Origin of the sequence: Arthrobacter pityocampae (genome assembly GCF_002927275.1) — a bacterium.
Classification (GTDB): Bacteria; Actinomycetota; Actinomycetes; order Actinomycetales; family Micrococcaceae; genus Arthrobacter_D; species Arthrobacter_D pityocampae.
In genome coordinates, this window is sequence record NZ_PRKW01000002.1 from 40,033 (window position 1) to 58,309 (window position 18,277).

22 protein-coding genes and 1 pseudogene are annotated in these 18,277 nt (G+C 67.0%); 12 read left to right on the forward strand and 11 right to left on the reverse strand.

Going from position 1 to position 18,277, the window contains the following annotated elements; translation table 11 throughout:
• The first annotated feature begins 157 nt into the window (after positions 1–157).
• The 3 genes from C4K88_RS04075 to C4K88_RS04085 all read left to right on the forward strand — a co-directional run bounded on the left by C4K88_RS04075 (position 158) and on the right by C4K88_RS04085 (position 2,842).
• Entirely contained in the window at positions 158–772 is a 615-nt protein-coding gene (locus C4K88_RS04075; protein ID WP_104120372.1) for a hypothetical protein, read from the forward strand.
• An 86-nt stretch (positions 773–858) separates the two neighbouring features.
• Positions 859–1,083 carry a cold shock domain-containing protein gene (locus C4K88_RS04080; protein ID WP_104120373.1) on the forward strand — a complete coding sequence of 75 codons (225 nt, stop codon included), beginning with the start codon at positions 859–861 and terminating at the stop codon, positions 1,081–1,083.
• Between the two features lie 670 nt (positions 1,084–1,753).
• The gene (locus tag C4K88_RS04085; protein ID WP_104120374.1) at positions 1,754–2,842 is read left to right on the forward strand and encodes a DNA glycosylase AlkZ-like family protein; all 1,089 of its coding nucleotides are present in this window, start codon (positions 1,754–1,756) and stop codon (positions 2,840–2,842) included.
• Positions 2,843–2,954: 112 nt separating this feature from the next.
• Here C4K88_RS04085 and C4K88_RS04090 read toward each other — a convergent pair whose 3' ends face one another.
• Positions 2,955–3,296 carry a hypothetical protein gene (locus tag C4K88_RS04090; RefSeq protein WP_146065614.1) on the reverse strand — a complete coding sequence of 114 codons (342 nt, stop codon included), beginning with the start codon at positions 3,294–3,296 and terminating at the stop codon, positions 2,955–2,957.
• A gap of 367 nt (positions 3,297–3,663) precedes the next feature.
• Here C4K88_RS04090 and C4K88_RS04095 point away from each other — a divergent pair, with 367 nt between their 5' ends.
• On the forward strand, positions 3,664–4,236 hold the full coding sequence (locus tag C4K88_RS04095) for a recombinase family protein (protein WP_104120376.1): 573 nt from the start codon (positions 3,664–3,666) through the stop codon (positions 4,234–4,236).
• 271 nt (positions 4,237–4,507) lie between these two features.
• Here C4K88_RS04095 and C4K88_RS04100 read toward each other — a convergent pair whose 3' ends face one another.
• From C4K88_RS04100 to C4K88_RS04110, 3 genes are all read right to left on the reverse strand, one after another.
• Positions 4,508–5,161 (reverse strand): hypothetical protein, encoded by a 654-nt coding sequence (locus C4K88_RS04100; RefSeq protein ID WP_104120377.1) that lies wholly within the window; start codon positions 5,159–5,161, stop codon positions 4,508–4,510.
• A 127-nt stretch (positions 5,162–5,288) separates the two neighbouring features.
• Positions 5,289–6,125, reverse strand: coding sequence for a hypothetical protein (locus C4K88_RS04105; RefSeq protein WP_104120378.1), 837 nt, complete (start codon positions 6,123–6,125; stop codon positions 5,289–5,291).
• The gene (locus C4K88_RS04110; RefSeq protein WP_104120379.1) at positions 6,122–6,688 is read right to left on the reverse strand and encodes an RNA polymerase sigma factor; all 567 of its coding nucleotides are present in this window, start codon (positions 6,686–6,688) and stop codon (positions 6,122–6,124) included. The genes C4K88_RS04105 and C4K88_RS04110 overlap by 4 nt, the downstream gene beginning before the upstream one ends.
• Positions 6,689–6,771: 83 nt before the next feature.
• Between C4K88_RS04110 and C4K88_RS04115 the strand changes: the two genes are divergently transcribed.
• The 4 genes from C4K88_RS04115 (at position 6,772) to C4K88_RS04125 (ending at position 8,643) form a co-directional block, all read left to right on the forward strand.
• Positions 6,772–7,185, forward strand: a complete 414-nt coding sequence (locus tag C4K88_RS04115) for an ASCH domain-containing protein (protein ID WP_104120380.1) — start codon at positions 6,772–6,774, stop codon at positions 7,183–7,185.
• Positions 7,186–7,303: 118 nt separating this feature from the next.
• Positions 7,304–8,026: an AAA family ATPase gene (locus tag C4K88_RS04120; RefSeq protein ID WP_104120381.1), complete on the forward strand. Its 723-nt coding sequence runs from the start codon at positions 7,304–7,306 to the stop codon at positions 8,024–8,026.
• A 190-nt stretch (positions 8,027–8,216) separates the two neighbouring features.
• Positions 8,217–8,435, forward strand: a complete 219-nt coding sequence (locus C4K88_RS17085) for a hypothetical protein (protein ID WP_146065615.1) — start codon at positions 8,217–8,219, stop codon at positions 8,433–8,435.
• Between the two features lie 4 nt (positions 8,436–8,439).
• The gene (locus C4K88_RS04125) at positions 8,440–8,643 is read left to right on the forward strand and encodes a hypothetical protein (protein WP_104120382.1); all 204 of its coding nucleotides are present in this window, start codon (positions 8,440–8,442) and stop codon (positions 8,641–8,643) included.
• A gap of 180 nt (positions 8,644–8,823) precedes the next feature.
• Here C4K88_RS04125 and C4K88_RS04130 read toward each other — a convergent pair whose 3' ends face one another.
• Positions 8,824–9,099: a hypothetical protein gene (locus C4K88_RS04130; protein WP_104120383.1), complete on the reverse strand. Its 276-nt coding sequence runs from the start codon at positions 9,097–9,099 to the stop codon at positions 8,824–8,826.
• Positions 9,100–9,540: 441 nt separating this feature from the next.
• Here C4K88_RS04130 and C4K88_RS04135 point away from each other — a divergent pair, with 441 nt between their 5' ends.
• The 3 genes and pseudogenes from C4K88_RS04135 (at position 9,541) to C4K88_RS04145 (ending at position 11,526) form a co-directional block, all read left to right on the forward strand.
• A complete protein-coding gene (locus C4K88_RS04135) occupies positions 9,541–9,990 on the forward strand; it encodes a LexA family protein (RefSeq protein WP_104120784.1) in 450 nt (149 codons plus the stop codon).
• A pseudogene (locus C4K88_RS04140) lies at positions 9,983–10,435 on the forward strand (Y-family DNA polymerase); the annotation flags it as partial. The gene C4K88_RS04135 and the pseudogene C4K88_RS04140, both read left to right, overlap by 8 nt.
• Before the next feature lie 146 nt (positions 10,436–10,581).
• Complete coding sequence (locus C4K88_RS04145) at positions 10,582–11,526, forward strand: oxygenase MpaB family protein (protein ID WP_241521700.1); 945 nt, start codon at positions 10,582–10,584, stop codon at positions 11,524–11,526.
• A gap of 166 nt (positions 11,527–11,692) precedes the next feature.
• Here C4K88_RS04145 and C4K88_RS04150 read toward each other — a convergent pair whose 3' ends face one another.
• The 5 genes from C4K88_RS04150 to C4K88_RS04170 form a co-directional block, all read right to left on the reverse strand.
• The gene (locus tag C4K88_RS04150; RefSeq protein WP_146065616.1) at positions 11,693–11,965 is read right to left on the reverse strand and encodes a hypothetical protein; all 273 of its coding nucleotides are present in this window, start codon (positions 11,963–11,965) and stop codon (positions 11,693–11,695) included.
• Positions 11,966–12,549: 584 nt separating this feature from the next.
• Positions 12,550–13,683 (reverse strand): glycosyltransferase family 4 protein, encoded by a 1,134-nt coding sequence (locus tag C4K88_RS04155; protein ID WP_104120387.1) that lies wholly within the window; start codon positions 13,681–13,683, stop codon positions 12,550–12,552.
• Positions 13,680–14,552 carry an alpha/beta fold hydrolase gene (locus C4K88_RS04160; protein ID WP_104120388.1) on the reverse strand — a complete coding sequence of 291 codons (873 nt, stop codon included), beginning with the start codon at positions 14,550–14,552 and terminating at the stop codon, positions 13,680–13,682. The genes C4K88_RS04155 and C4K88_RS04160 overlap by 4 nt, the downstream gene beginning before the upstream one ends.
• Positions 14,552–15,379 (reverse strand): aldo/keto reductase, encoded by an 828-nt coding sequence (locus C4K88_RS04165; protein ID WP_104120389.1) that lies wholly within the window; start codon positions 15,377–15,379, stop codon positions 14,552–14,554. The genes C4K88_RS04160 and C4K88_RS04165 overlap by 1 nt, the downstream gene beginning before the upstream one ends.
• 22 nt (positions 15,380–15,401) lie before the next feature.
• Positions 15,402–16,058, reverse strand: coding sequence for a TetR/AcrR family transcriptional regulator (locus C4K88_RS04170; RefSeq protein WP_104120390.1), 657 nt, complete (start codon positions 16,056–16,058; stop codon positions 15,402–15,404).
• 85 nt (positions 16,059–16,143) lie between these two features.
• Here C4K88_RS04170 and C4K88_RS04175 point away from each other — a divergent pair, with 85 nt between their 5' ends.
• A complete protein-coding gene (locus C4K88_RS04175) occupies positions 16,144–17,175 on the forward strand; it encodes an NAD(P)-dependent alcohol dehydrogenase (protein ID WP_241521701.1) in 1,032 nt (343 codons plus the stop codon).
• Positions 17,176–17,211: 36 nt separating this feature from the next.
• On the opposite strand, the gene C4K88_RS04180 is transcribed toward C4K88_RS04175, so the two are convergent.
• The gene (locus C4K88_RS04180; protein ID WP_104120391.1) at positions 17,212–18,213 is read right to left on the reverse strand and encodes a sugar-binding transcriptional regulator; all 1,002 of its coding nucleotides are present in this window, start codon (positions 18,211–18,213) and stop codon (positions 17,212–17,214) included.
• Positions 18,214–18,277 lie beyond the last annotated feature (64 nt).

An 18,277-nucleotide genomic window follows, 5' to 3' on the forward strand; every position in this document is an offset into this window, starting at 1 on the left:
TCCGCGTGCTGAACAGTGTCAAGACTGCAGCAGGCCGTTTCTGCGGCCGATTCGTGATGCCGGCGCTCGGACCGGATTAGGGAGTCCCGCTCGGGGATCCTGCTGCGGGACGGACGTCCTTCTACTCGTTGTGGTTGGTGAGTAGGAGGATGAAGGGATGATGTTTTCTCCGTGCAGTGATCTTGCGGCCGCACAGTGGATCGTGGCGAGTGATGAGCGCTGGTGGGATCTGGTGACGTTAGGTCCGACGGGTTTCCCCGCGTACGCGAGACTGCGGTTCATCCCCGATCCGGCTTATGCCGGTCAGTCTGAACGCGAGGGTGCATGCCAGAACGGCGCCCTGCCGGATGACGCCCTCTCCGAGTCCGAGCAAGTCCGCATCGCGGTGGAGGTGTTACTGCAGTCCGCTAACTCACTTACGGAGGGGTACCTGCTGATGTGGGATGGATGGGGAGAGGATCAGTTTCCCACCCCCGTACCGCGTACACCCCGTGTGGTTACCCCAGGTCGTGAGTACTACCTCTGCAAGGTGTCGCTCCCAGACTTAGTCTCCGGAGCGGTCGAAGACTCGTGGTCAGCCGAAACTGGGCACCCTATGCCGAGCCCCGCCTTCATCTGGCCCTCGGACCGGGCTTGGTGCATCACCGCAGATGTTGACCCCCACTGGGCCGGCATCGGAGCTGACCATGCGGCAATCGATACGCTCCTGACCGAATCGCGTCTCGACGTCGTCCAGGTCGAGGCGAATGAAAAGCTGCCCTTCTACCAGTAGAGCTGACCGACAGGAGATCGCTGGCCGTCCCGCTCGACGATCGGTTAGCGGTCACCTGTATCCGGCCTGGTCCTTATCCTGATCTCGTGACTACACGAGGAGTCGTTCGATTCTGGCATGACGACGAAGGTTGGGGTGTCATCGATTCTGAACAGACCCCTGGCGGCTGCTGGGCGCACTTCAGCGTCATCGACTTCGACGGATTTCGGGCCCTCACCGCCGGGCAGGTCGTCGATCTTAACTGGATCCAGGGTGATCAAGACGGCTACTCGCACAGTGCTTCTGACATCCAACTGACCACCAGTCCGTAGGCCGATCCTCTTCGGACGAGCAGGGTTGTCTGCTCAACTCGGTGTTTCTTGCGTGGTCTCGGCGATGGTCATCGCCCAGGTCTGACCGGTCGTGCCCTCTACTTTGATCCTGAACCCCTCTTCCACGAAACGCACGTCGAGGACATTGCGTACACCTTCGACTGTTGGGCTCGACTCACATAGCGTCGTGAAACTACCAAGGCCCGGTAGCTCTACATCCAGGGACCCGGTGCCCCGGCAGCTGACATACACGGCAATGGCCGGCGCCCCTGTGGAGAGTGGTCCGATCGTGTTCGATCCCTCTTGGCTGTCCAGGAATCCGAGCACGGTCTCATTTGTGGGCTGATACGCCAGCACAGTTTCCGACGTTGGTGCTCCCGGCGTGGCGGAAGCTATTGGGCTCGGTGTGATGCTCGCCGTAATCGGGGGAGTTGTTTGTCCTGTGGCGAGAGGCGATGACGTGCAGGCGCTGAGCACTAGGACGATGCCGAGCAAGATGGCTGAGGCCAGACCACGCATACTGCTACTCCCCCACGTCGATATTCCTTAAAGGTGTTCCTCGAACTGTAGGTCACAGAACCCCCGGGGGGCCGTCCGCAAAGCCATCGGCTTACGGGCAGTCAGGGTGCAGCTGAATGCCGATGGCGCCGGAGAGGCATACCCTTAGTCCATGGCTGTGACCTGGGCTTCGGCACTGGGTTGGCGCCTGCGCCGTCAGTACCTCGACGACGAGCGAGCAGCAACGGTCGAGGGTGTGGTGGATCGACTCGTGGCCTTGCCCTCGTGGTCCGGAGACGCTGCAACTTCAATCCGGTTGCGGCTGGCTCGTTCAACCCCGGGCGACGTCGAGACCGCGATGATGGAGGGACGCGTCTTTGCGACGTACGCGTTTCGCGGAGCCACACACCTTATGACCTCTTCGTCGGCAGCGGTCCATCTTGCGTTACGCTGCGCAGGTCGGCAGTGGGAGCGGTCAAGCTGGCGCAGCCACTACGGTATCGAACCCGAGGAGTGGCCGCGCCTGCGCGCGACGGTGCGCGAGGCGCTGGTCGCCGGTCCCCTGACCCAGCATGAGCTGGCCGAGGCTGTCGCGAAGGACCCGGCTTACCGACATCTAAAGCCAGCCTTCGCTGATAGGTCCCACACGTTCCTCAAACCGTTCGGGTGGCAGGGCGACCTGTGCTTTAGCCCCTCAGACGGTGCGCCCAGGTTTCAGCTTCTCGAGTCCGTGCCCGGCTGGACCGGGCTAGCCGAGCTCGATGATGCGGGGCCTCGGGCGATACGCGCCTACCTCGCAGCGTATGGGCCTACCACTCCGGATCGGATCCAGTACTGGCTGGGTGAAGGTCTGAGCGCTGGGCGCAAGCGCATCGCAGGCTGGATCGATGAGATCGACGCCGAGCTCGCCACGGTCTGGGTCGACGGCGTTGAGGCGCTGTGCCTAAGTGAGCACGTCGAGCCCATCGCGACTGCGGCCGAATCTCACCAGGTGGTGCTGCTGCCAGGATCCGATCAGTGGGTCCTCGGTGCCGGCACGTCAGCGACCTCTATCGTGCCTGTCAAGCATCGGGGGACCGCTACCGGCGGGGCGAATCTTATTCTGATTGGCGGGCGGGTCGGCGGGACCTGGAAGGTTGACCGCAGCACGATCCGGATCAGCTGGTTCGATGGGATGAGCGCCGCGCCCTCGTCGGTGGCCACCGCTGCCGATTGGTTGTCCCAAGCACTCGGGCGCGAGCTCGAGCTTGAAAGTCATTGAGGCGAGGGGAACATGTCCGGTGTAGGGATCCAGCAACGGGACGTTCGCTCGAGGATCCCCACCCAGAACATTTACTCATTCTCCAATCACAAAATGTTCTGGGTGGGGACAACTAACGTGGATTTGTCTGAAGATGCGCCAGTGTCTGTCGTTTTAAGGTGGCTGCGCGCCCTATCAGCGCCCAGAAGCCCCCGATGATGACGATCGCAGGCAGACTTAGAACGAAGGATAGGGAGTAGAAAATCTCCAGATTCGTGGACTCGGCGCTCGACGGTGCGTCAAGCCTGCCCTGCACTGTCATCAGGATGACCCACGCGATGACGGCAAGGCCCACCATGCACATGTATCGCACCCAGGCTCGCATGTCTGGTTCTCTCCTGAGAACAAGGAACCCGACGACTAGAACGCCGACTGGCAGAGCGGAAAATCCTACGATGAGCCAGATGATTTCCATGGAATTCATGGTTCACCATAACTACATCGGGTCTGCAGGCGGCGGTTTTCCTAGCGTCCGCAAGCCGGTCGTCTTCAGTACCTACTGGAACCTTGAGGGCTGGGCAGGGCCGCTAGGCCGGGGGAGCGCACGTATAGCCGGGACGATGAAGACGGGCGCTGGGCTACCTCAAGTGAAACGCTGATCTTGGTCGATTGGCCGTTCAAACTGTCTCATAAAACTACAGTTTTATGAGACAGTAGATCGCGGCCGTCCTGGCTCACGAAGTTCCCCGGGAATCCGGGGCTGCGACTGTCTCGGAAAGTCGTCTCGACGCAAAGTGTCTCAGTGGTCGTGTCGCCAGTACTTTGTGAGGCAGACTGGCCGGATGAGGCATCTTGGTTATACCCGTGTGAGTACATCGGCTCAGGACGCGAAGCTGCAGCTCGACGCCCTTGTCGCCTCCGGGGTGCAGAAACGCGATGTCTTCGCTGACGTCACCTCGGGTAGTAGGGCCGCGGTCGAGCGTCCCGGGATGCAGAAGCTCCTCGAGTACGTCGGCGAGGGAGACACCGTGGTGGTGTGGCGGGTCGACCGGTTGGGGCGGTCCCTGATCGATGTGTTGAACACGGTGAACCTGCTGCGGGAGCGGGGGATCCTCGTCCGGTCCCTCTCCGACGGGATCGATCCGGAAACCTCGACGGGCCGGCTGATGCTGAACATGCTTGCCACCCTGGCCGAGTACGAGCGTGAGCTCATCGTCGAACGCGTCAACGCCGGTCTCGTCGCGGCCCGGCAGAACGGGACCCGCTTCGGCCGGCCACGCTCCGACCCGAAGGTCATCGCCGCGAAGCTCAGCATCGTCGCCGACGCCCGCGCCAAGGGCGTGACCGCCGAGGACGCCGCGCGCCTGGTGGGCTGGAGCAGGGCGACCCTGTACCGGCACCAGAAAACCCACTGAGCCCGGACACCGTGCGGGCCGAACTTGCTCGAGTAGGGCGCTCGATTGTCAGGAGGCCGCGGTGATCCGGCTCTTTCGGTGGTTGGACCGGCACGGATGGCCGCCAGGGGCCGCCTTCGGTAATCAGTAAGCATCGACCCCCTATCGACGGTCCTGTGCTTGCTCCATGATTCCGGTGGCGCGGTGGGTCCGGATGAACCCCGACGGCAGGTTCGGGATCGTCGTGCCCGTCGCCCTCACCGATCCACCCGCGCATCCGCAGGTCTGCGTGTCACAGGTGCATGTGGACGTAGGCCCACCGCCCGCCGAGGTCGGAGCGCAGTGCTCGCAGCATCTCGGTGACGACCTCCGGAGATGACCTTTCAATCACGATCGCGACCCGACCGACGACCGCTGCACTGGTTGTGTCCTGATCGCCCATGAGGCCGCGTCCACCACAGGATCCGCAGCTGAGCTCCGGCTCCCGTCTTGTCTCGTACCAGCCTTTGAAGGAACTCCAGAATGCGTCTTCGTCGAACTCCTTGCCGCAGGTGCGGCACGACGGCGGTCCGGTGCTGTCCATGGCGAAGAACGCCTGGTCGTCCACGTCTGTGGGAGATACGACGGCGATCGTCGTCCACCAGCTCGGCTGTGGGCGGTTGGAGGGGTGGTGCCAAGCCGACTGCCATGCCGGGCCGGCTTGATCGACGATCGCGTCGGGCCACAGGTAGTCTCCGGCGCGTTCATCCGGCTCGGCAAGGCCACGGCTGCGCAGGAACTCCCTGACCTCGTACGCCCTCTGCTCGGCGGTGTCGGCGGTTGCGTCGAGGTCGACGAACTGCTCACGGTGATCTCCCATGTGTCTCATCCTCGCGGCAGAGCGGTCACTGTCAACTTTGGGATGGACCGACTCGACGGACGTCACCTTCTCGAACCCGTCGGACAAAGCACAGTCCTTCGCCCGCACTTCGCACCTCGACTCCTCACGCGTCCCGGCTGGAAGCCCAAGGGTGGACTGCCTCCTGAACGATGGGGCCCGTGGAGGGATCCATCGACCTTGGCGAGGGTCGGGTTCAGAAGCTGAGTTCCTGGGTTTCGGTGGTTCCATCCCGGTAGGTCACCGTGACGATGGAACTCCCGTCGGATGCGTGCTGGAGTTCGTCGCCGGGGAGCCAGAAAGCGAAGTACCCAGCGGAGACGGTGGCGATGACGTCCTCGCCGGTGATGCTCGTGTAGATGATGCCGGTGACGTCGTCGCCGGCTCGTCCTGCGGCCATCGAGATGGGCTCGTTCATGATCATCCCGGTGCCGAGTTGTGTGGGTTTCAGGGCTCGTGGGGTGGGATCTGTTTCGGCCCCGAGCCTGCCGATCGAACCGATCATGCCCTTGTCCCACCAGGGTGCGGAGGCATCGGTGGTGCAGGTCGATTCGAAGCCGTCGGCGCCCGTGAGGACGACGGTCATCCACGCGCCCCGGCGCTCGGCGATGGCCACTTCGGCGTTCACGAGGTCTTCGGCGTACATGCCGCCGCCGACGTCCTCATTCGACGCCAGGCAGTCCGCGACGGCGTCATCACGGTCCTCCCCGGACAGGGTCACCGGCGAAGCAGTCCAGGTAGCGAAGGCCGCATCACCGCCGGCAGGAGCAGGGACGACGAACAACCCGGCGGTCGTCGCGGCAACCAACCCGCCCAGGACGACGGCGCGCGGCCGACGGGCACTCGGCCTCAACGGCTGACGGTAGGTCGAGCCATCCCTGTGTGCGGTCGTTGTCGCCCGCACCGTCGGTGACGGGTCATGGGACAGGGCGTGCTCGAGGTCGGTGCGTGCTCGCTGCGGGCGGGCCGGTGACGCCTCGTTGGCCGGGTCCATGCTTCGCAACAACGTGTCGATGTCCTTGTCCCGTGTCATGGTGTTGCCGTCCTTTCAGGTGATGCCGCATGCACGCCCGTGGGGTGCGGAAGGTGATCAAGCAGTAGCCGCAGGGCACGCCGCGCCCTACTCAAGCGGAGCCGGAACGCGACCGGGGAGATGCCGAGGACCACAGCAGCGTGAGGCGCGGACAGCTCCTCGAAGACCGCCAGGCCGAGTGCTTCCTGATGAACCTCGGACAGAAGATGCCATGCACGGCTCAGGTCGACCCGGATCGACACCAGATCCTCGTGGGAGCTGCTGCAGGGCTCGGTGATTGTGTCGGTGAGCCGGATCCCGAGGGCCTGTCGGCGCTGCTCACCACGGTGAGCATTCAGCAGGATGTTCCGGGTGATACCGAAAGCCCAGGCCCGGGCATCGTCCTGATTGCCCGGTGCTTCCGCGAAGCGGCGCCAGAGGACGAGGCACGCATCGGCCACCATGTCCTCGGCTGAGTCGGTGTCTGTGCGGCGTTGCACGAACCGCAGCAGATCCGGGTACACCGCTTGGTACAGGACCCGGAACGCATCCGCCCGACCAGGGGGCGGCGAAGAATCACTCATACCTGTACCTGTCCGCCACAGGCCCCAGTGTGTCGCACCAACACGAAGGAAGTCGGAAGCGGGCACTGGTGAAACAGTAGAGCATGACCAATTCATCACTTCCGCGCGCCGAGTTCGCCTTCCCCGGTTCCCTGCGCGACGCGCTGGTCGCCGCGATTCTTGACGGCCGGAAGACGACGACGACGTCCCTGCTCGTCGAATACGCCGTCGAGGGCGAGGAGCTGCCCGTAGCGGGCAGGCGGCAAGCAGTCATCGACTCGAGCAACGAACCGGTCGCCGTCATTGAGACGGTGCACGTCGAGCAGGTACGACTGGACCAGGTGCCCCTCGCTCACGTCATCGATGAGGGCGAGGGCCACACCACTATCGCTCGGTGGAGGGAAGCCCACGAGCAGTTCTGGCACAGCGACGACATGCGCTCCTACCTACAAGACTCCGAGTTCACGGTGACGGACGAGACCGTGGTGGTCCTCGAGCGATTCCAGCTCATCAGCTAGAGAAACGGGACCAGCCGCAGCCCGCCCGGGGATCCTTGGGCGGGACCGTATCGGACCCGGCCAACGCCCACTGCCAGGTCCCTAAATGCTTAGGAGGTGTGGCTGGCACACTGGCGGCATGGCCTTCGAACTATTCCCCATCCGAAGACTCACCGAGCACCCCGCCCACACCCTGGACCGACGGACCTGGCCCGCAACGCTGCCGCCCGTCGCCTCGACCCTCGACCGAGGCCTGGATCTCGGCCCGGCGACCGTCCTCGTGGGTGAGAACGGGTCCGGGAAGTCCACCATCATCGAGGCGATCGCGTTGGCGTACGGGCTCTCCCCGGAGGGAGGGTCGACCGGAGCCCAGCACCGGACCCGGTCCACGGAGTCGGTCCTAGCCGATCACCTCCAGCTGGTCCGCAACGCCGGCACCACTCGGCGCGGGTACTTCCTGGGGGCCGAGACCATGCACGGCTTCTTCACCTACCTCGAGGCCAACCCCAGCATGAGCCGTCCAGACTTCCAGTTCCATGACATGTCCCACGGCGAATCGTTCCTCGAGCTCGTCGTCGACCGCTTCCGCGGACCCGGCTTGTGGGTCCTCGACGAACCAGAATCCGCGCTGTCCTTCTCCGGGTGCCTGGCCTTGCTCGGCGTCCTGAAAGAACTCGTCGCGTCCGGGAAGTCCCAGGTGATCCTCTCCACCCACTCACCGCTCCTGGCGGCCCTGCCCAGCGCCCAGATCTTCGAGGTAGGCAGCTGGGGGCTGCGTCCTCGACAGTGGGAGGACCTCGACCTCGTCACCAACTGGCAGGCCTTCCTCACCTCACCCCAGCGCTACCTCAGGCACCTCTAGATAGGCCCGCACAGAGGCATCCGCGGCCCCGGCCCATGAGATGGCCTGCGCTGACTGCACCGCGGTGAAGGCAACCGGCACCGGGACAATCCCGGCTAAAGAACCCGGGGTTCAGCCCGCCTTTTGGGCAACGGCGACGGCGTAGGATGCCAGTCATGACGATGGGGGAAAAGTCAGGCGGGGTCCGACGATGATCGAGATCCTCGGACTGATAGCGCGAATCGTATTCGGAGTGCTGGCCGAAGTGGTGTGGTTCTGGGATCCGCCGGGCCGCCCGAAGTACCGCGACTACCTCCAGGCAGTCCCCGCCGGATGGACACCTCTGTCCAAGCGCGAGTGGAAGGCAGCAGGCAAGCCCGAGCGCCCCGAGGACGTCCCGCCGCCAGCTCAAAGCACCGAGGTGGGGTAGGCGTATGGAGGAGTACGTGCCGATCGGCTTCTTCATCTTCTCGATCGCCCTCGTCAACGCCGGCCTCGCCGAGCAGAAGGGCCGATCCCGCTGGGCATGGTTCCTGCTGTCGCTGATCCTGGGCCCGCTGGCCACGACAATGATCGTCATCTGGCCGGTGCCACAGCGGTCGCATTCGCATGTGAGCGTCGATGCGAAGGGCCGTTGAGGTCGAGGATGCCCCGGAGCCCACAACCGTAGTTCCGTAGTTCCGTAGTTCTCGCTTCCATCCTGCCCCACGCGGCACCGCCGAACCATGTCCGCGCACGAATCGCTGACAAGCGGTTCGGCGACAATCCTCGGCGCGCCGATAGGCGCTGCCCTCTCCACTTAGTTGTCGCGCTATGCCCTAGCGGCGGTTCCGTGTCCGGGCGTACCGGCGGGCAAGGTCGTTCAGGGCGAGGGTGGCGATGATGATCGATACCGCGACGGCTGCCAGGCCGATGTAGAGCCCGGTCAGCATTGCCATCGGTGAACTCGCGTCGGACAGGTATCTGATCCCACCGACTGCTCCGACCACCCAGAACATAGCCACGGCGGTGACCGCGATGATGGACGGCAGAGCGTCCCGATTGTTCTTGAGCCAGTGAGTGGTCCGTGCCTTTTCGATCCCCATGAGTGCCATGATCCAAGTCTCCGGTGACAGTCTCACCAGGGGAGCGACGGACACGTCCCGGAATGGTCACAGCTCGCGCAGCCCAGGAGGGGTGCTCCGCACGCCGATTCTCAGGTGGGTCACCCAGATCCCGTCACAGCTACCGGTCGCAGTTACCGGTCTCGGTTCTCTGTCCCGGTTCTCTGTCTCCCATTGTCACGATTGATCCCACGCGTTCTTTTGATCGATGGGTCCTATTGAGGACTGGGCCCTGGTGTACGCCGCCACGCCGGTAAGGACGCTGATTCCATGGAGGAGGGTCGGAGCGTGGACACCCTTACCGCGCGCATCGCCACACTGCGTCACCCGGGGAGGGGTACTGATCGGTCACCTCATATGCGTGTCGGTGGCGCAGTCTAGGATCACGTGCTGGGCTGGTGCGGCCCGGGGATGGAGAGGGTACGCGAGGTCATGGACCAGTTCGGCGCTTCCGGTACGTCCGTGGGTCGGCCTGCTCCAGCTGCTGCCCGCACGGAGTTGACGCCGTCGGGATTCGCGTCCCCTGCCCAGGACTGGTTCGAGGACCGGATCGACTTGAACAGGCACCTCATCAAAGACATCACCAGCACCTACATCGTGCGCGTGTGCGGGCACGCAATGGACGGCGCAGGCATCTCCGACGGCGATGAGTTGATTGTCGACCGAGCCCTGCAGCCCAAGGACGGATCCGTGGTCATCGCTGTGCTCGACGGCGAACTCATCATTAGGCGGTTACGAGTCACGAGCCCTGGTCCCAGCTCAGGTACCTCGAGCACGGTCACGCTCATCGCGGCCAGCGACGCCTACCCGGTCATTCCGATACCGGATCCGGAGAGCCTGGTTATCTGGGGCGTGGCGACGCGGTGTTTGCATCATGTCTGACCAGGAGCCGTCGGATTCGCGTGTTGCCCTGGTCGACGTCAACAACTTCTACGTGTCCTCCGAGCGGGCCTTCGACCCCTCTCTGGAGGACAAGTCCTTGGTCGTGTTGTCGAACGATGACGGGTGCGTGATCACCCGCAGCGCCGAGGCGAAGAGCCTCGTGATACCGATGGGCGCCCCGTGGTTCCAGATCGCCGACCAGGCCAAGGGATGGGGGTTGCAGGTCCGCTCGAGCAACTACGAGCTGTACGGGGATATGAGTGCCCGCGTCATGGAAATCCTCGGCCGCCACACCACCGACCTCGAGATCTACAGCATCGACGAAGCGTTCCTCACCCTCCACGGCACCCACGGGGACCAGCGCACCACGGGCAGGACCATCAAGACCACCGTCCGGCGCAACACCGGGCTTCCCGTGTGCGTGGGCCTCGCCCCGACGAAGACTCGGCGACTTGGTCGCGTGCTGGTGGATTCGAGGGCATCCGTCCAGCCCTTCAGTCCCCGTCCCGTGTCAGGGTCGTGTTCTACGCTGTGTAGTGGAGCCCTGTCCTCGGGTGTCCGTCATACCCGACCTACCGTCGTTGGAGCATCATGCCTGTGAGCTCGATACCGCGCCCTGCCGACCTGGCCCTGCGCGTCCGCAACGCGTTCCGTGCCCGGGTCTCCGGAGACCCCACCGGGGCGCCGGACTGGGTGCGCGACATCGCCCTGGTCGGAGAAGGCCCAGGGTTGTTCGAACCCGACGGCGTCGTCTGGCAGGTCCACGGTGGCCTTTCCACTTTGGTCGGCGGGGTCGCGGCCCTCCTCGGCCAAGGCGCACACCCGCTCGCGATGGCCGGGGTCGCACGGCACTCCTCCTACCGCAGTGACCCCTGGGCACGCCTCGCCGGGACCGCGCGCTGGCTCACCATCACCACCTTCGGCTCCGCGGAACTCGCCGAGCGGGATTCAGCACGGGTCCGCCGCATGCACGGGCGGGTCCGCGGTACCACCGACGACGGCCGCGACTACTCCGCCTCCGACCCCGCTTTGCTGCGCTGGGTGCACCTGGCCTTCACCGACGCCTTCCTCGGCGCCCACGAGGCCGTCGGCCACGACTTGGCGCCGCGGTTCGGCCGCGACTGGGCCGACACCTACGTCGCAGACTGGTCCCGCAGCGCCCGGACGCTCGGGGCGGAGGACCTTCCGGTCAGCCGCCGGGAACTCGACGAGGCCCTGCGCGCGCTGGAGCCCGACCTCGAACCCGTCCCCGCCGAGCTCCTGACCTTCCTCAGCGCCCCGGACGGGCTGAACCGGGCCGAGCGGATCTTCTACAAGGGCCTCGCCAGCGCCGCGGCGCTGGTCATCTCCCCGTCCGTGGCACCCTTCGCCGGAGTACCCGGCCGCGGTGAGCGCTCGCCTGCAAACCGCCTCCGGTTGCAGCGCACCCGCCTGCAGTTGCGGACTTTCCAGCTGGCCCTCGGCCCGCACAGCCCGTCCGTGGATGCGGCGCGCTATCGGCTCGGCCTCGCCGGCCCGCCGGACTGGCTCGACTGATCCTCCCTTGAGCTTCGGTCGCGCCGGCGTCCAACTGGCCAGCCCGGCGCGTCAGGTCCGCGCGCTCGGCGTGGACACCGCGACCGACTTTTGGATAGCGGTTATCGCCTCGAAGCTCCCCGTCGTCGCCGAAGCCCGCGCGAAGGGTCTGTCCCTATCGTTCCGCTCAGCGGTGGCGGCGGTTCCGTGGCCGGGCATACCGGCCGGCGAGGTCGGTCAGGGCGAGGGTGGCGAGGATGACCGACACCGCGACGGTGGCCAGAGCGATGTAGAGGCCGGTCAGCAGGGCCATGAAGGACTCCGCGCCGGCGAGGTGCCGGATCCAGCCTATTCCTCCGCCCGCCCAGAACAGGGCGACGGCGATGCCCGTGATGATGGACGGCAGAGCGCCCCGATTGTCCCTGAGCCAGGATGCTGGCCGTTCCTTCTCAATCGTCATGACTGCCATGGTTCACAACCCGATGACACGACCACTAGGGACCAACGACACGGATCGGGATGGTCACGGACAGCCCCCCACTATGACTGGGCCATCACCTCTACCGACACGCGCGGAGCCCACGCCTTGATGACCCGCAAGGGCGATCCGGCCACCGGTGGACACTGACCGATCCCAGCGAAGGGTTCCGGATGTGCTGGTTGGCCACGCCGTGACAATTTTGCGCAGGCTCTCATCGGCTTTGCGACATACGCCACCGCTATGGTCGGTACGTGGGGAGGGAAACGGAAGATGTTCCGGGACCGTGCGGCGTGGATCTTCGTGCTGAGGGCTCCTCAACGCGCCCGCATGTGTTGCCCTCTCGACGCTGATGTCCCGCTGAGTCGGCTGCGTGGCGGCAGTCCGCCGACGGCTCAGCCACCCCTCGATCCGCGCCCGATGGGCGCGGGGTCTGAAGGGCCGACGATCGCCGATCGTGCGCCGAGAGTGCCCACGGGGATCGCCCGGCGACGGGTGTTCATCCTGCCTCCGGTGTCCGCGTCGCTCCTATTGACAGGCACCCGCCACGCGGAGGGCATCGACGGTCACGGGCGGTTCCTGCCGGACGGGCCGGACGGCACGCGGAGCGGCCGTGACGTCCGTCGCCGCGCGTAGTCCTGGGCCGCGCGGCGGCAGGCCTCCCGGAGTTGCTCGGCGGACTCCGCCCACGAGTACGTCGCCGCCCGTTCCGAGCCCGCGCGCGACGCCTCGGCCCAGCGGCCGGGCTCGTCGAGGGACCGGACGGCATCCGCGAGCGCAGTGGGATCATCGGGGTCCACGAACAGTGCGGCCGTCCCGCCCACCTCGCGGAAGATCGGGATGTCACTGGCGATCACGGGGGTGCCGGACGCCATCGCCTCGATGAGCGGCAGGCCGTAGCCCTCGGCCCGGGAGAGGGTGACGAGCGCCGTCGAGTCGGCGAGCAGGTCCTCGTACTCGGCGTCGGTGACCCCGCCGTGGAAGACCACGCGCCCGGGCGCCGTAGGGAGCGCCTCGAGCTCCGCCCGTCGTTCGGGCGAGATCCTGCTCAGCAGGTGCAGCGTGTGCCCGGGAAGGGCGTCCATGGCGCGGATGATCGTCTCGACGTTCTTGTACGGCATGAAGGACCCCATGTAGAGCAGCGACGCCGAGCGCAGGGCGTCGGGGTCCCGCCGTCGCTGTGTCGGCTGGGGCGCGTTGCCCACGAGGAGCACGGGCCGGCGGGTCAGCCGGTAGCGGCGCATCAGCTCTGCCGTCGTCGCGGAGATCGTGGCGACGACGTCCGCCCGGTCCAGCAGGAGACGCTGGGGCCAGTACGCCAGGTGGTAGAGCCGCCAGAGCGCGCGGACCGGCAGCGGCAGAAAGGACGGCGGCGTCGGGTTCTGGTAGTAGATGAGATCGTGCAGCGTGAGGACCAGCGGGTACCGGCGGCCCCAGGAGCCCATGGTCTGCATCGGGCAGACGACGACGTCGGGCTCCAGCCGGTTGATGCGTGCGGCGACGAACAGCTCGGCGGGGGAGAGCGGGCTGTTGATCAGCACGTGAGGGACCTCCGGGAGGAGGGCGAGCTGGCGGGGGTCGCTGACGAGCATCACGACGTCGTCGGTCGCGGCGAGTGCCGCGATCAGGCTCGCCCCGTACCGGCTGATGCCGTCATGGTGGTCGGTGCGGGTGAAGCGTGCGTCGAACAGGATCCTCATGCGGGGACGGCCTCCAGGAATCGACCGATCAGCTGTGCCGCCTCGCCTGGCTTCTCGTAGTGGACGAGATGGCCGACGGCGGGCAGGATCTCGAGCGTCGCCGTCGGCATGAGGGCTGCGAGCTCACGCTGGCTCTCGACCGACCCGATGTCGTCCTCCGCCGCGGCCACGAGGAGGACGGGCAGCCGCAGGTCGCCGGCACGGTCCCTGACGGTCCCGGAGATCGAGGCGCGGAAGGCCTCGAGCACCACCCGGCGGCTGGCGAAGGAGCTGAAGTAGGCGCGGTGCTGGCCGTGGATCCAGCGACGGAGCGCGCGGTCCGTCGTCTTGGCCATGAACACGCTCATGGCGCGGACGATCGCGGGGTTGGACAGGAGCGCCCGACCCGCGGCCTCGGGCAGCCGATCCGCCGCTACGTAGTAGGCCTCCGCGACGCGTGAGGCGGTGCGGCTCGGCCCTTCGAGGGCGGGGGCACTGATGGGGTTGACGAGCACCAGGGCCGCGGCGAGGTCCGGGGCGAGCGCAACGGCCTCTGCTGCGACGATCGAACCGAACGAGTGCCCGAGCAGCACGCGGGGAGCCGGCGCGAGCCGCCGGGAGCAGTCGGTGATGAAGCGTGCATAGGAGGCGACGTCGTGCGTGCCCGGCAGTGCCTCGCCCTGGCCGAAGCCGGGGAGGTCCGGCAGGAGGACGCGGTGGCCGGGCAGTTCCTCCACGAGGCGCAGCAGTCCGTGGTGGTCACCGCGGAATCCGTGCACCATGACCACGGGCGGGCCCGGCCGGGCACCGGGCGCCTCCACGGCCGGGAAGTCCCAGACGCGCTGGAGGGTCCCCTCCCACGGCAGGGTGCGGACGACGGCCTGACGCATCAGCCCACCCTGTCGGGGTGCGAGCCGAAGCGCTGGTCGCGCTCGAGCGCGTCGATCTCCGCGACCTGGTCGTCGTCGAGCCGGAACCCGAAGATGTCCAGGTTGGAACTGATCCGCTCGCGCGAACTGGCCTTCGGGATGGTCAGGATGCCGTGCTGCAGGTGCCACCGCAGGATCACCTGCGCGGGAGTGCGTCCCAGATGCGCCGCGATCCCGGCGATGACCGGGTCGGTGAGGACATTCCCGCGTCCGAGCGGGCTCCAGGCCTGCGTCACGATCCCGTGCTGCGCGTGGAACGAGCGCAGCGCGTGCTGCTGCAGGTAGGGGTGCAGTTCGACCTGGTTGAGGACCGGGACCGCCCCCGTTTCGGCGAGCAGGCGCTCGAGGTGGTCCTGCTGGAAGTTGGAGACGCCGATGGAGCGGACGCGACCGTCCGCCCGGAGCCGCTCGAGGGCACGCCAGGATTCGACGTACAGGTCCCGGGACGGGCAGGGCCAGTGGATCAGGTACAGGTCGAGGTACTCGAGGCCCAACCGCTCCATGCCGGCGTCGAAGGCCCGCAGGGTGGCGTCGTACCCGTGGTCGTCGTTCCACACCTTGGAGGTGATGAAGAGGTCCTCGCGCTCGCCGGTATAGGACCGCGCGGCTGCGCCGACGCCGGCCTCGTTGCCGTAGAGGGCCGCCGTGTCGAGGAGACGGTACCCCGCCTCGAGCGCCGTCGAGCACAGATCCTCGGTGTCCTCGGGCGGCACCTTGTAGACGCCGTACCCGAGCACATCGATCGAGTGGCCGTCGGCGAGCGGCGTACGGGGAACGGAGGAGTCCATGGGTGAACTCTACCGAGGCCGGTCAGTGCGGGGTGATCGCATCGAGGATCAGCTCCAGTCCGTGCTCGAACTCCTCCGCGAAGTCGTAGCCGGGCTGCATCACCACGCCTTCCGCGATCTCCACCATCCAGGGGTACTGGCCGTCCGCGAACCGCTCCATGATCGGGGCGGCGACCTCCGCCACGGAGTCGACCCCGGCGAGCGGTAGGGCTGCCTCCTGGAGGGCGAAGCCGTAGATGTAGCTGTCGAGCAGCGCATAGGCGTGCGCGGTCGCCCGGAGGGAGAACCCGGCACGGCGGAGCGTGCCCAGGGTGGCATCGTGGTGACGCAGTGTCGCGGGGCCCGGGGCTGCCCGGGATTCGAGGAGCCCGACGGCCCAGCGGTGGCGGGCCAGCACGGCGCGCATCGATCGTGCGCGGTGTTCCATCTCCTGGCGCCAGGGATTCCCGACGACGGGCAGATGCACCTCCGCGAACACCAGGTCCACGATGCCGTCGAGGATCTGGTCCTTCGTGGCCACGTAGTAGTAGAGGCTCATCGGCTTGCTGTCGAGCTCCTGCGCGAGCGTGCGGATGGTCAGTCCGGCGAGGCCGTCGCGGTCGGCCAGGGCGAGGGCTGCCCGCAGGACGCGGTCCCGGGTCAGCGCGGTCCGGGGGCCGTCGTCGTTCGTCGTACCCATGGCACCCCTCGTCGTTTCGTACATTGTACGATACGCTACTAGGCATCAGCGGCCGCGCACCGCGTGCGGCTCCGAGGAGGCAGTCATGCGACAGCGATCAGCCAGGAAGACGACCACGGCGACCACGGCAGCGCCGGGGATCATGCGCGCCGTCGAGCAGGAGAGGTTCGGCGGGCCGGATGTGCTCCACCTCGGCGAGGTCCCCGTCCCGGACATCGCGGCGGAGGAGGTACTGGTGCAGGTGCACGCCGCGGGTGTGGACCGGGGCGTGTGGCACACCATGACCGGCCTGCCCTACCTCGGCCGACTCGCGTTCGGCCTGCGCCGCCCCCGGAACCGCGTCCCCGGCATGGATCTCGCCGGCGTCGTCGTGGCGGTCGGCGCCGAGGTCACGCGCTTCGCCGTCGGCGACGCGGTGTTCGGCGCCGGGCGGAGCACCTTCGCGGAGTACGCCGCCGCGGGGGAGCGGTCCCTGGCGCACAAGCCCGAGAACCTGTCCTTCACCCAGGCGGCCGCTGTCCCCGTCTCCGCGGTCACCGCACTGAAGGCGGTGTGCGACGCCGGGCGTGTGACGGAAGGCTCCCGCGTCCTGGTTCTCGGTGCGTCCGGGGGCGTCGGCAGTTACGCGGTCCAGCTCGCGAAGGCGGCGGGCGCGCACGTCACGGCCGTCTGCAGCGGCGCGAAGACCGACTACGTGCTCTCGCTGGGCGCGGACCGCGCCGTCGACTACGCCACCACGAACGCGACGGGCGGGCGGGAGGTCTACGACGTGGTCCTCGACATCGGCGGGAACCCTCCGGTGGCCGCCCTCCGCCGATCCCTCACGGCCGGCGGCACCGCCGTCATCGTCGGAGGGGAGGGCGGCGGCCGGTTCGCGGGCGGGCTGCACCGGCAGCTTCTCGCGCTCGCCGTGTCCCCGTTCGTCCCGCAGAAGCTGACGACGCTGTTGGCGCTCGTCCGTGCGGACAGTCTTGAGCGTCTCCTGCCGCTCCTCGACGCCGGCGCGATCGTGCCCAGCATCGACCGGACGTTCCCGCTCGAGGAGGCCGCCCGGGCGCTGGACCTGCTCGCGTCGGGAAAGGTCCGCGGGAAGGTCGTCCTCACGGTCCACCCATAGGTGTCCGTCCGGGACGGACGGCGCGGCGTGCGGACGTCAGGTGTGGAGCAGACGGCGGGCCGAGCCCTCGTCGAGGATGAGGTCCGTCGCGAGGCCTGCGGCCAGGGCGCCCCGCAGCCCGTCGATCTTCGACTCGCCGGAGACCACGCAGATGCGCCGCCGGACGCGGCTCAGGACGTCGAGGTCCGGTCCTGTGCTGCGCCTGTTCAGGAGGATGTCGCGGTGGCTGCCGTCGGCACGGAAGAACATGGTGGCCACGTCCCCGACCACCTCGTCCCGATCCAGCGTCTCCAGATCCTCGCGGTCGAGGTACCCGCCGCTGTACACGTGGCTGGGCACCCCCGCACCGATGGAGCCGACGCCGAAGATCGCCATGGTCATCCGGCGCTGCAGATCGAGGATGCGCCGCACGCTGCGCTCCTCCCACATCGCCGTCTTCGTCTCCGCGTGGTCGAAGAACGCCGGCACGGGGAACTGCTCGACACGCGCCCCATAGGCCTGCCCGAAGCGGCGCAGGATCTCGCTCGCGTAGGTGATGCCGGTGGTCTGGGTATTGCCCGCTCCGTTGAGCTGGACGAACGTGCTGTCGTGGGTCTGCTTGCGCGTGAGGTGGTGGCTGACCGCGCTCAGCGTCGACCCCCAGGCGACGCCGATGATCGCGTTGGAGTCCACGAGCGGAGTGATGGTCCTGGCCGCCTGGATGGCGACGCGGTCGAGCACCTCGGAGTCGTTCACCGAGTCGGCGACCGGGACCACGTGGGCCTCCACCGCGAACCGGCGGCGGATCTGCTGCTCCAGCGCAGGCGCACGCTCGGACGGATTGTTGACCTGGATCTGCACGAGTCCCGTCTCCCGTGCCATCGAGAGCAACCGGGAGACGGTGGACCGCGACGTCCGCAGCTCCCGGGCGATCGCGTTCATGGTCAGATCCTGCAGGTAGTACATCTGGGCAGCCCGCAGGGCGTCCCTGGACCGGGACCCCGGCGACCGTTCCGGCGCCTGCTCGTCCGCGTCGGTGCCGACCCTTATACCCGTCATCCTGTCAGTGTGGACCGGAGTGCACGTTTGTGCAATCCGGTTGACTGTTATTCCCAGTCCTCGA

Excerpts from the sequence above, each read along its gene's own strand:
- C4K88_RS04075 (WP_104120372.1), top strand. The coding sequence starts at position 158 with ATGATGTTTTCTCCGTGCAGTGATCTTGCGGCCGCACAGTGGATCGTG.
- C4K88_RS04085 (WP_104120374.1), top strand. The coding sequence starts at position 1,754 with ATGGCTGTGACCTGGGCTTCGGCACTGGGTTGGCGCCTGCGCCGTCAG.
- C4K88_RS04090 (WP_146065614.1), bottom strand. The coding sequence starts at position 3,296 with ATGGAAATCATCTGGCTCATCGTAGGATTTTCCGCTCTGCCAGTCGGC.
- C4K88_RS04095 (WP_104120376.1), top strand. The coding sequence starts at position 3,664 with ATGAGGCATCTTGGTTATACCCGTGTGAGTACATCGGCTCAGGACGCG.
- C4K88_RS04105 (WP_104120378.1), bottom strand. The coding sequence starts at position 6,125 with ATGACACGGGACAAGGACATCGACACGTTGTTGCGAAGCATGGACCCG.
- C4K88_RS04110 (WP_104120379.1), bottom strand. The coding sequence starts at position 6,688 with ATGAGTGATTCTTCGCCGCCCCCTGGTCGGGCGGATGCGTTCCGGGTC.
- C4K88_RS04115 (WP_104120380.1), top strand. The coding sequence starts at position 6,772 with ATGACCAATTCATCACTTCCGCGCGCCGAGTTCGCCTTCCCCGGTTCC.
- C4K88_RS04120 (WP_104120381.1), top strand. The coding sequence starts at position 7,304 with ATGGCCTTCGAACTATTCCCCATCCGAAGACTCACCGAGCACCCCGCC.
- C4K88_RS17085 (WP_146065615.1), top strand. The coding sequence starts at position 8,217 with ATGATCGAGATCCTCGGACTGATAGCGCGAATCGTATTCGGAGTGCTG.
- C4K88_RS04125 (WP_104120382.1), top strand. The coding sequence starts at position 8,440 with ATGGAGGAGTACGTGCCGATCGGCTTCTTCATCTTCTCGATCGCCCTC.
- C4K88_RS04130 (WP_104120383.1), bottom strand. The coding sequence starts at position 9,099 with ATGGCACTCATGGGGATCGAAAAGGCACGGACCACTCACTGGCTCAAG.
- C4K88_RS04135 (WP_104120784.1), top strand. The coding sequence starts at position 9,541 with ATGGACCAGTTCGGCGCTTCCGGTACGTCCGTGGGTCGGCCTGCTCCA.
- C4K88_RS04145 (WP_241521700.1), top strand. The coding sequence starts at position 10,582 with ATGCCTGTGAGCTCGATACCGCGCCCTGCCGACCTGGCCCTGCGCGTC.
- C4K88_RS04150 (WP_146065616.1), bottom strand. The coding sequence starts at position 11,965 with ATGACGATTGAGAAGGAACGGCCAGCATCCTGGCTCAGGGACAATCGG.
- C4K88_RS04155 (WP_104120387.1), bottom strand. The coding sequence starts at position 13,683 with ATGAGGATCCTGTTCGACGCACGCTTCACCCGCACCGACCACCATGAC.
- C4K88_RS04160 (WP_104120388.1), bottom strand. The coding sequence starts at position 14,552 with ATGCGTCAGGCCGTCGTCCGCACCCTGCCGTGGGAGGGGACCCTCCAG.
- C4K88_RS04165 (WP_104120389.1), bottom strand. The coding sequence starts at position 15,379 with ATGGACTCCTCCGTTCCCCGTACGCCGCTCGCCGACGGCCACTCGATC.
- C4K88_RS04170 (WP_104120390.1), bottom strand. The coding sequence starts at position 16,058 with ATGGGTACGACGAACGACGACGGCCCCCGGACCGCGCTGACCCGGGAC.
- C4K88_RS04175 (WP_241521701.1), top strand. The coding sequence starts at position 16,144 with ATGCGACAGCGATCAGCCAGGAAGACGACCACGGCGACCACGGCAGCG.
- C4K88_RS04180 (WP_104120391.1), bottom strand. The coding sequence starts at position 18,213 with ATGACGGGTATAAGGGTCGGCACCGACGCGGACGAGCAGGCGCCGGAA.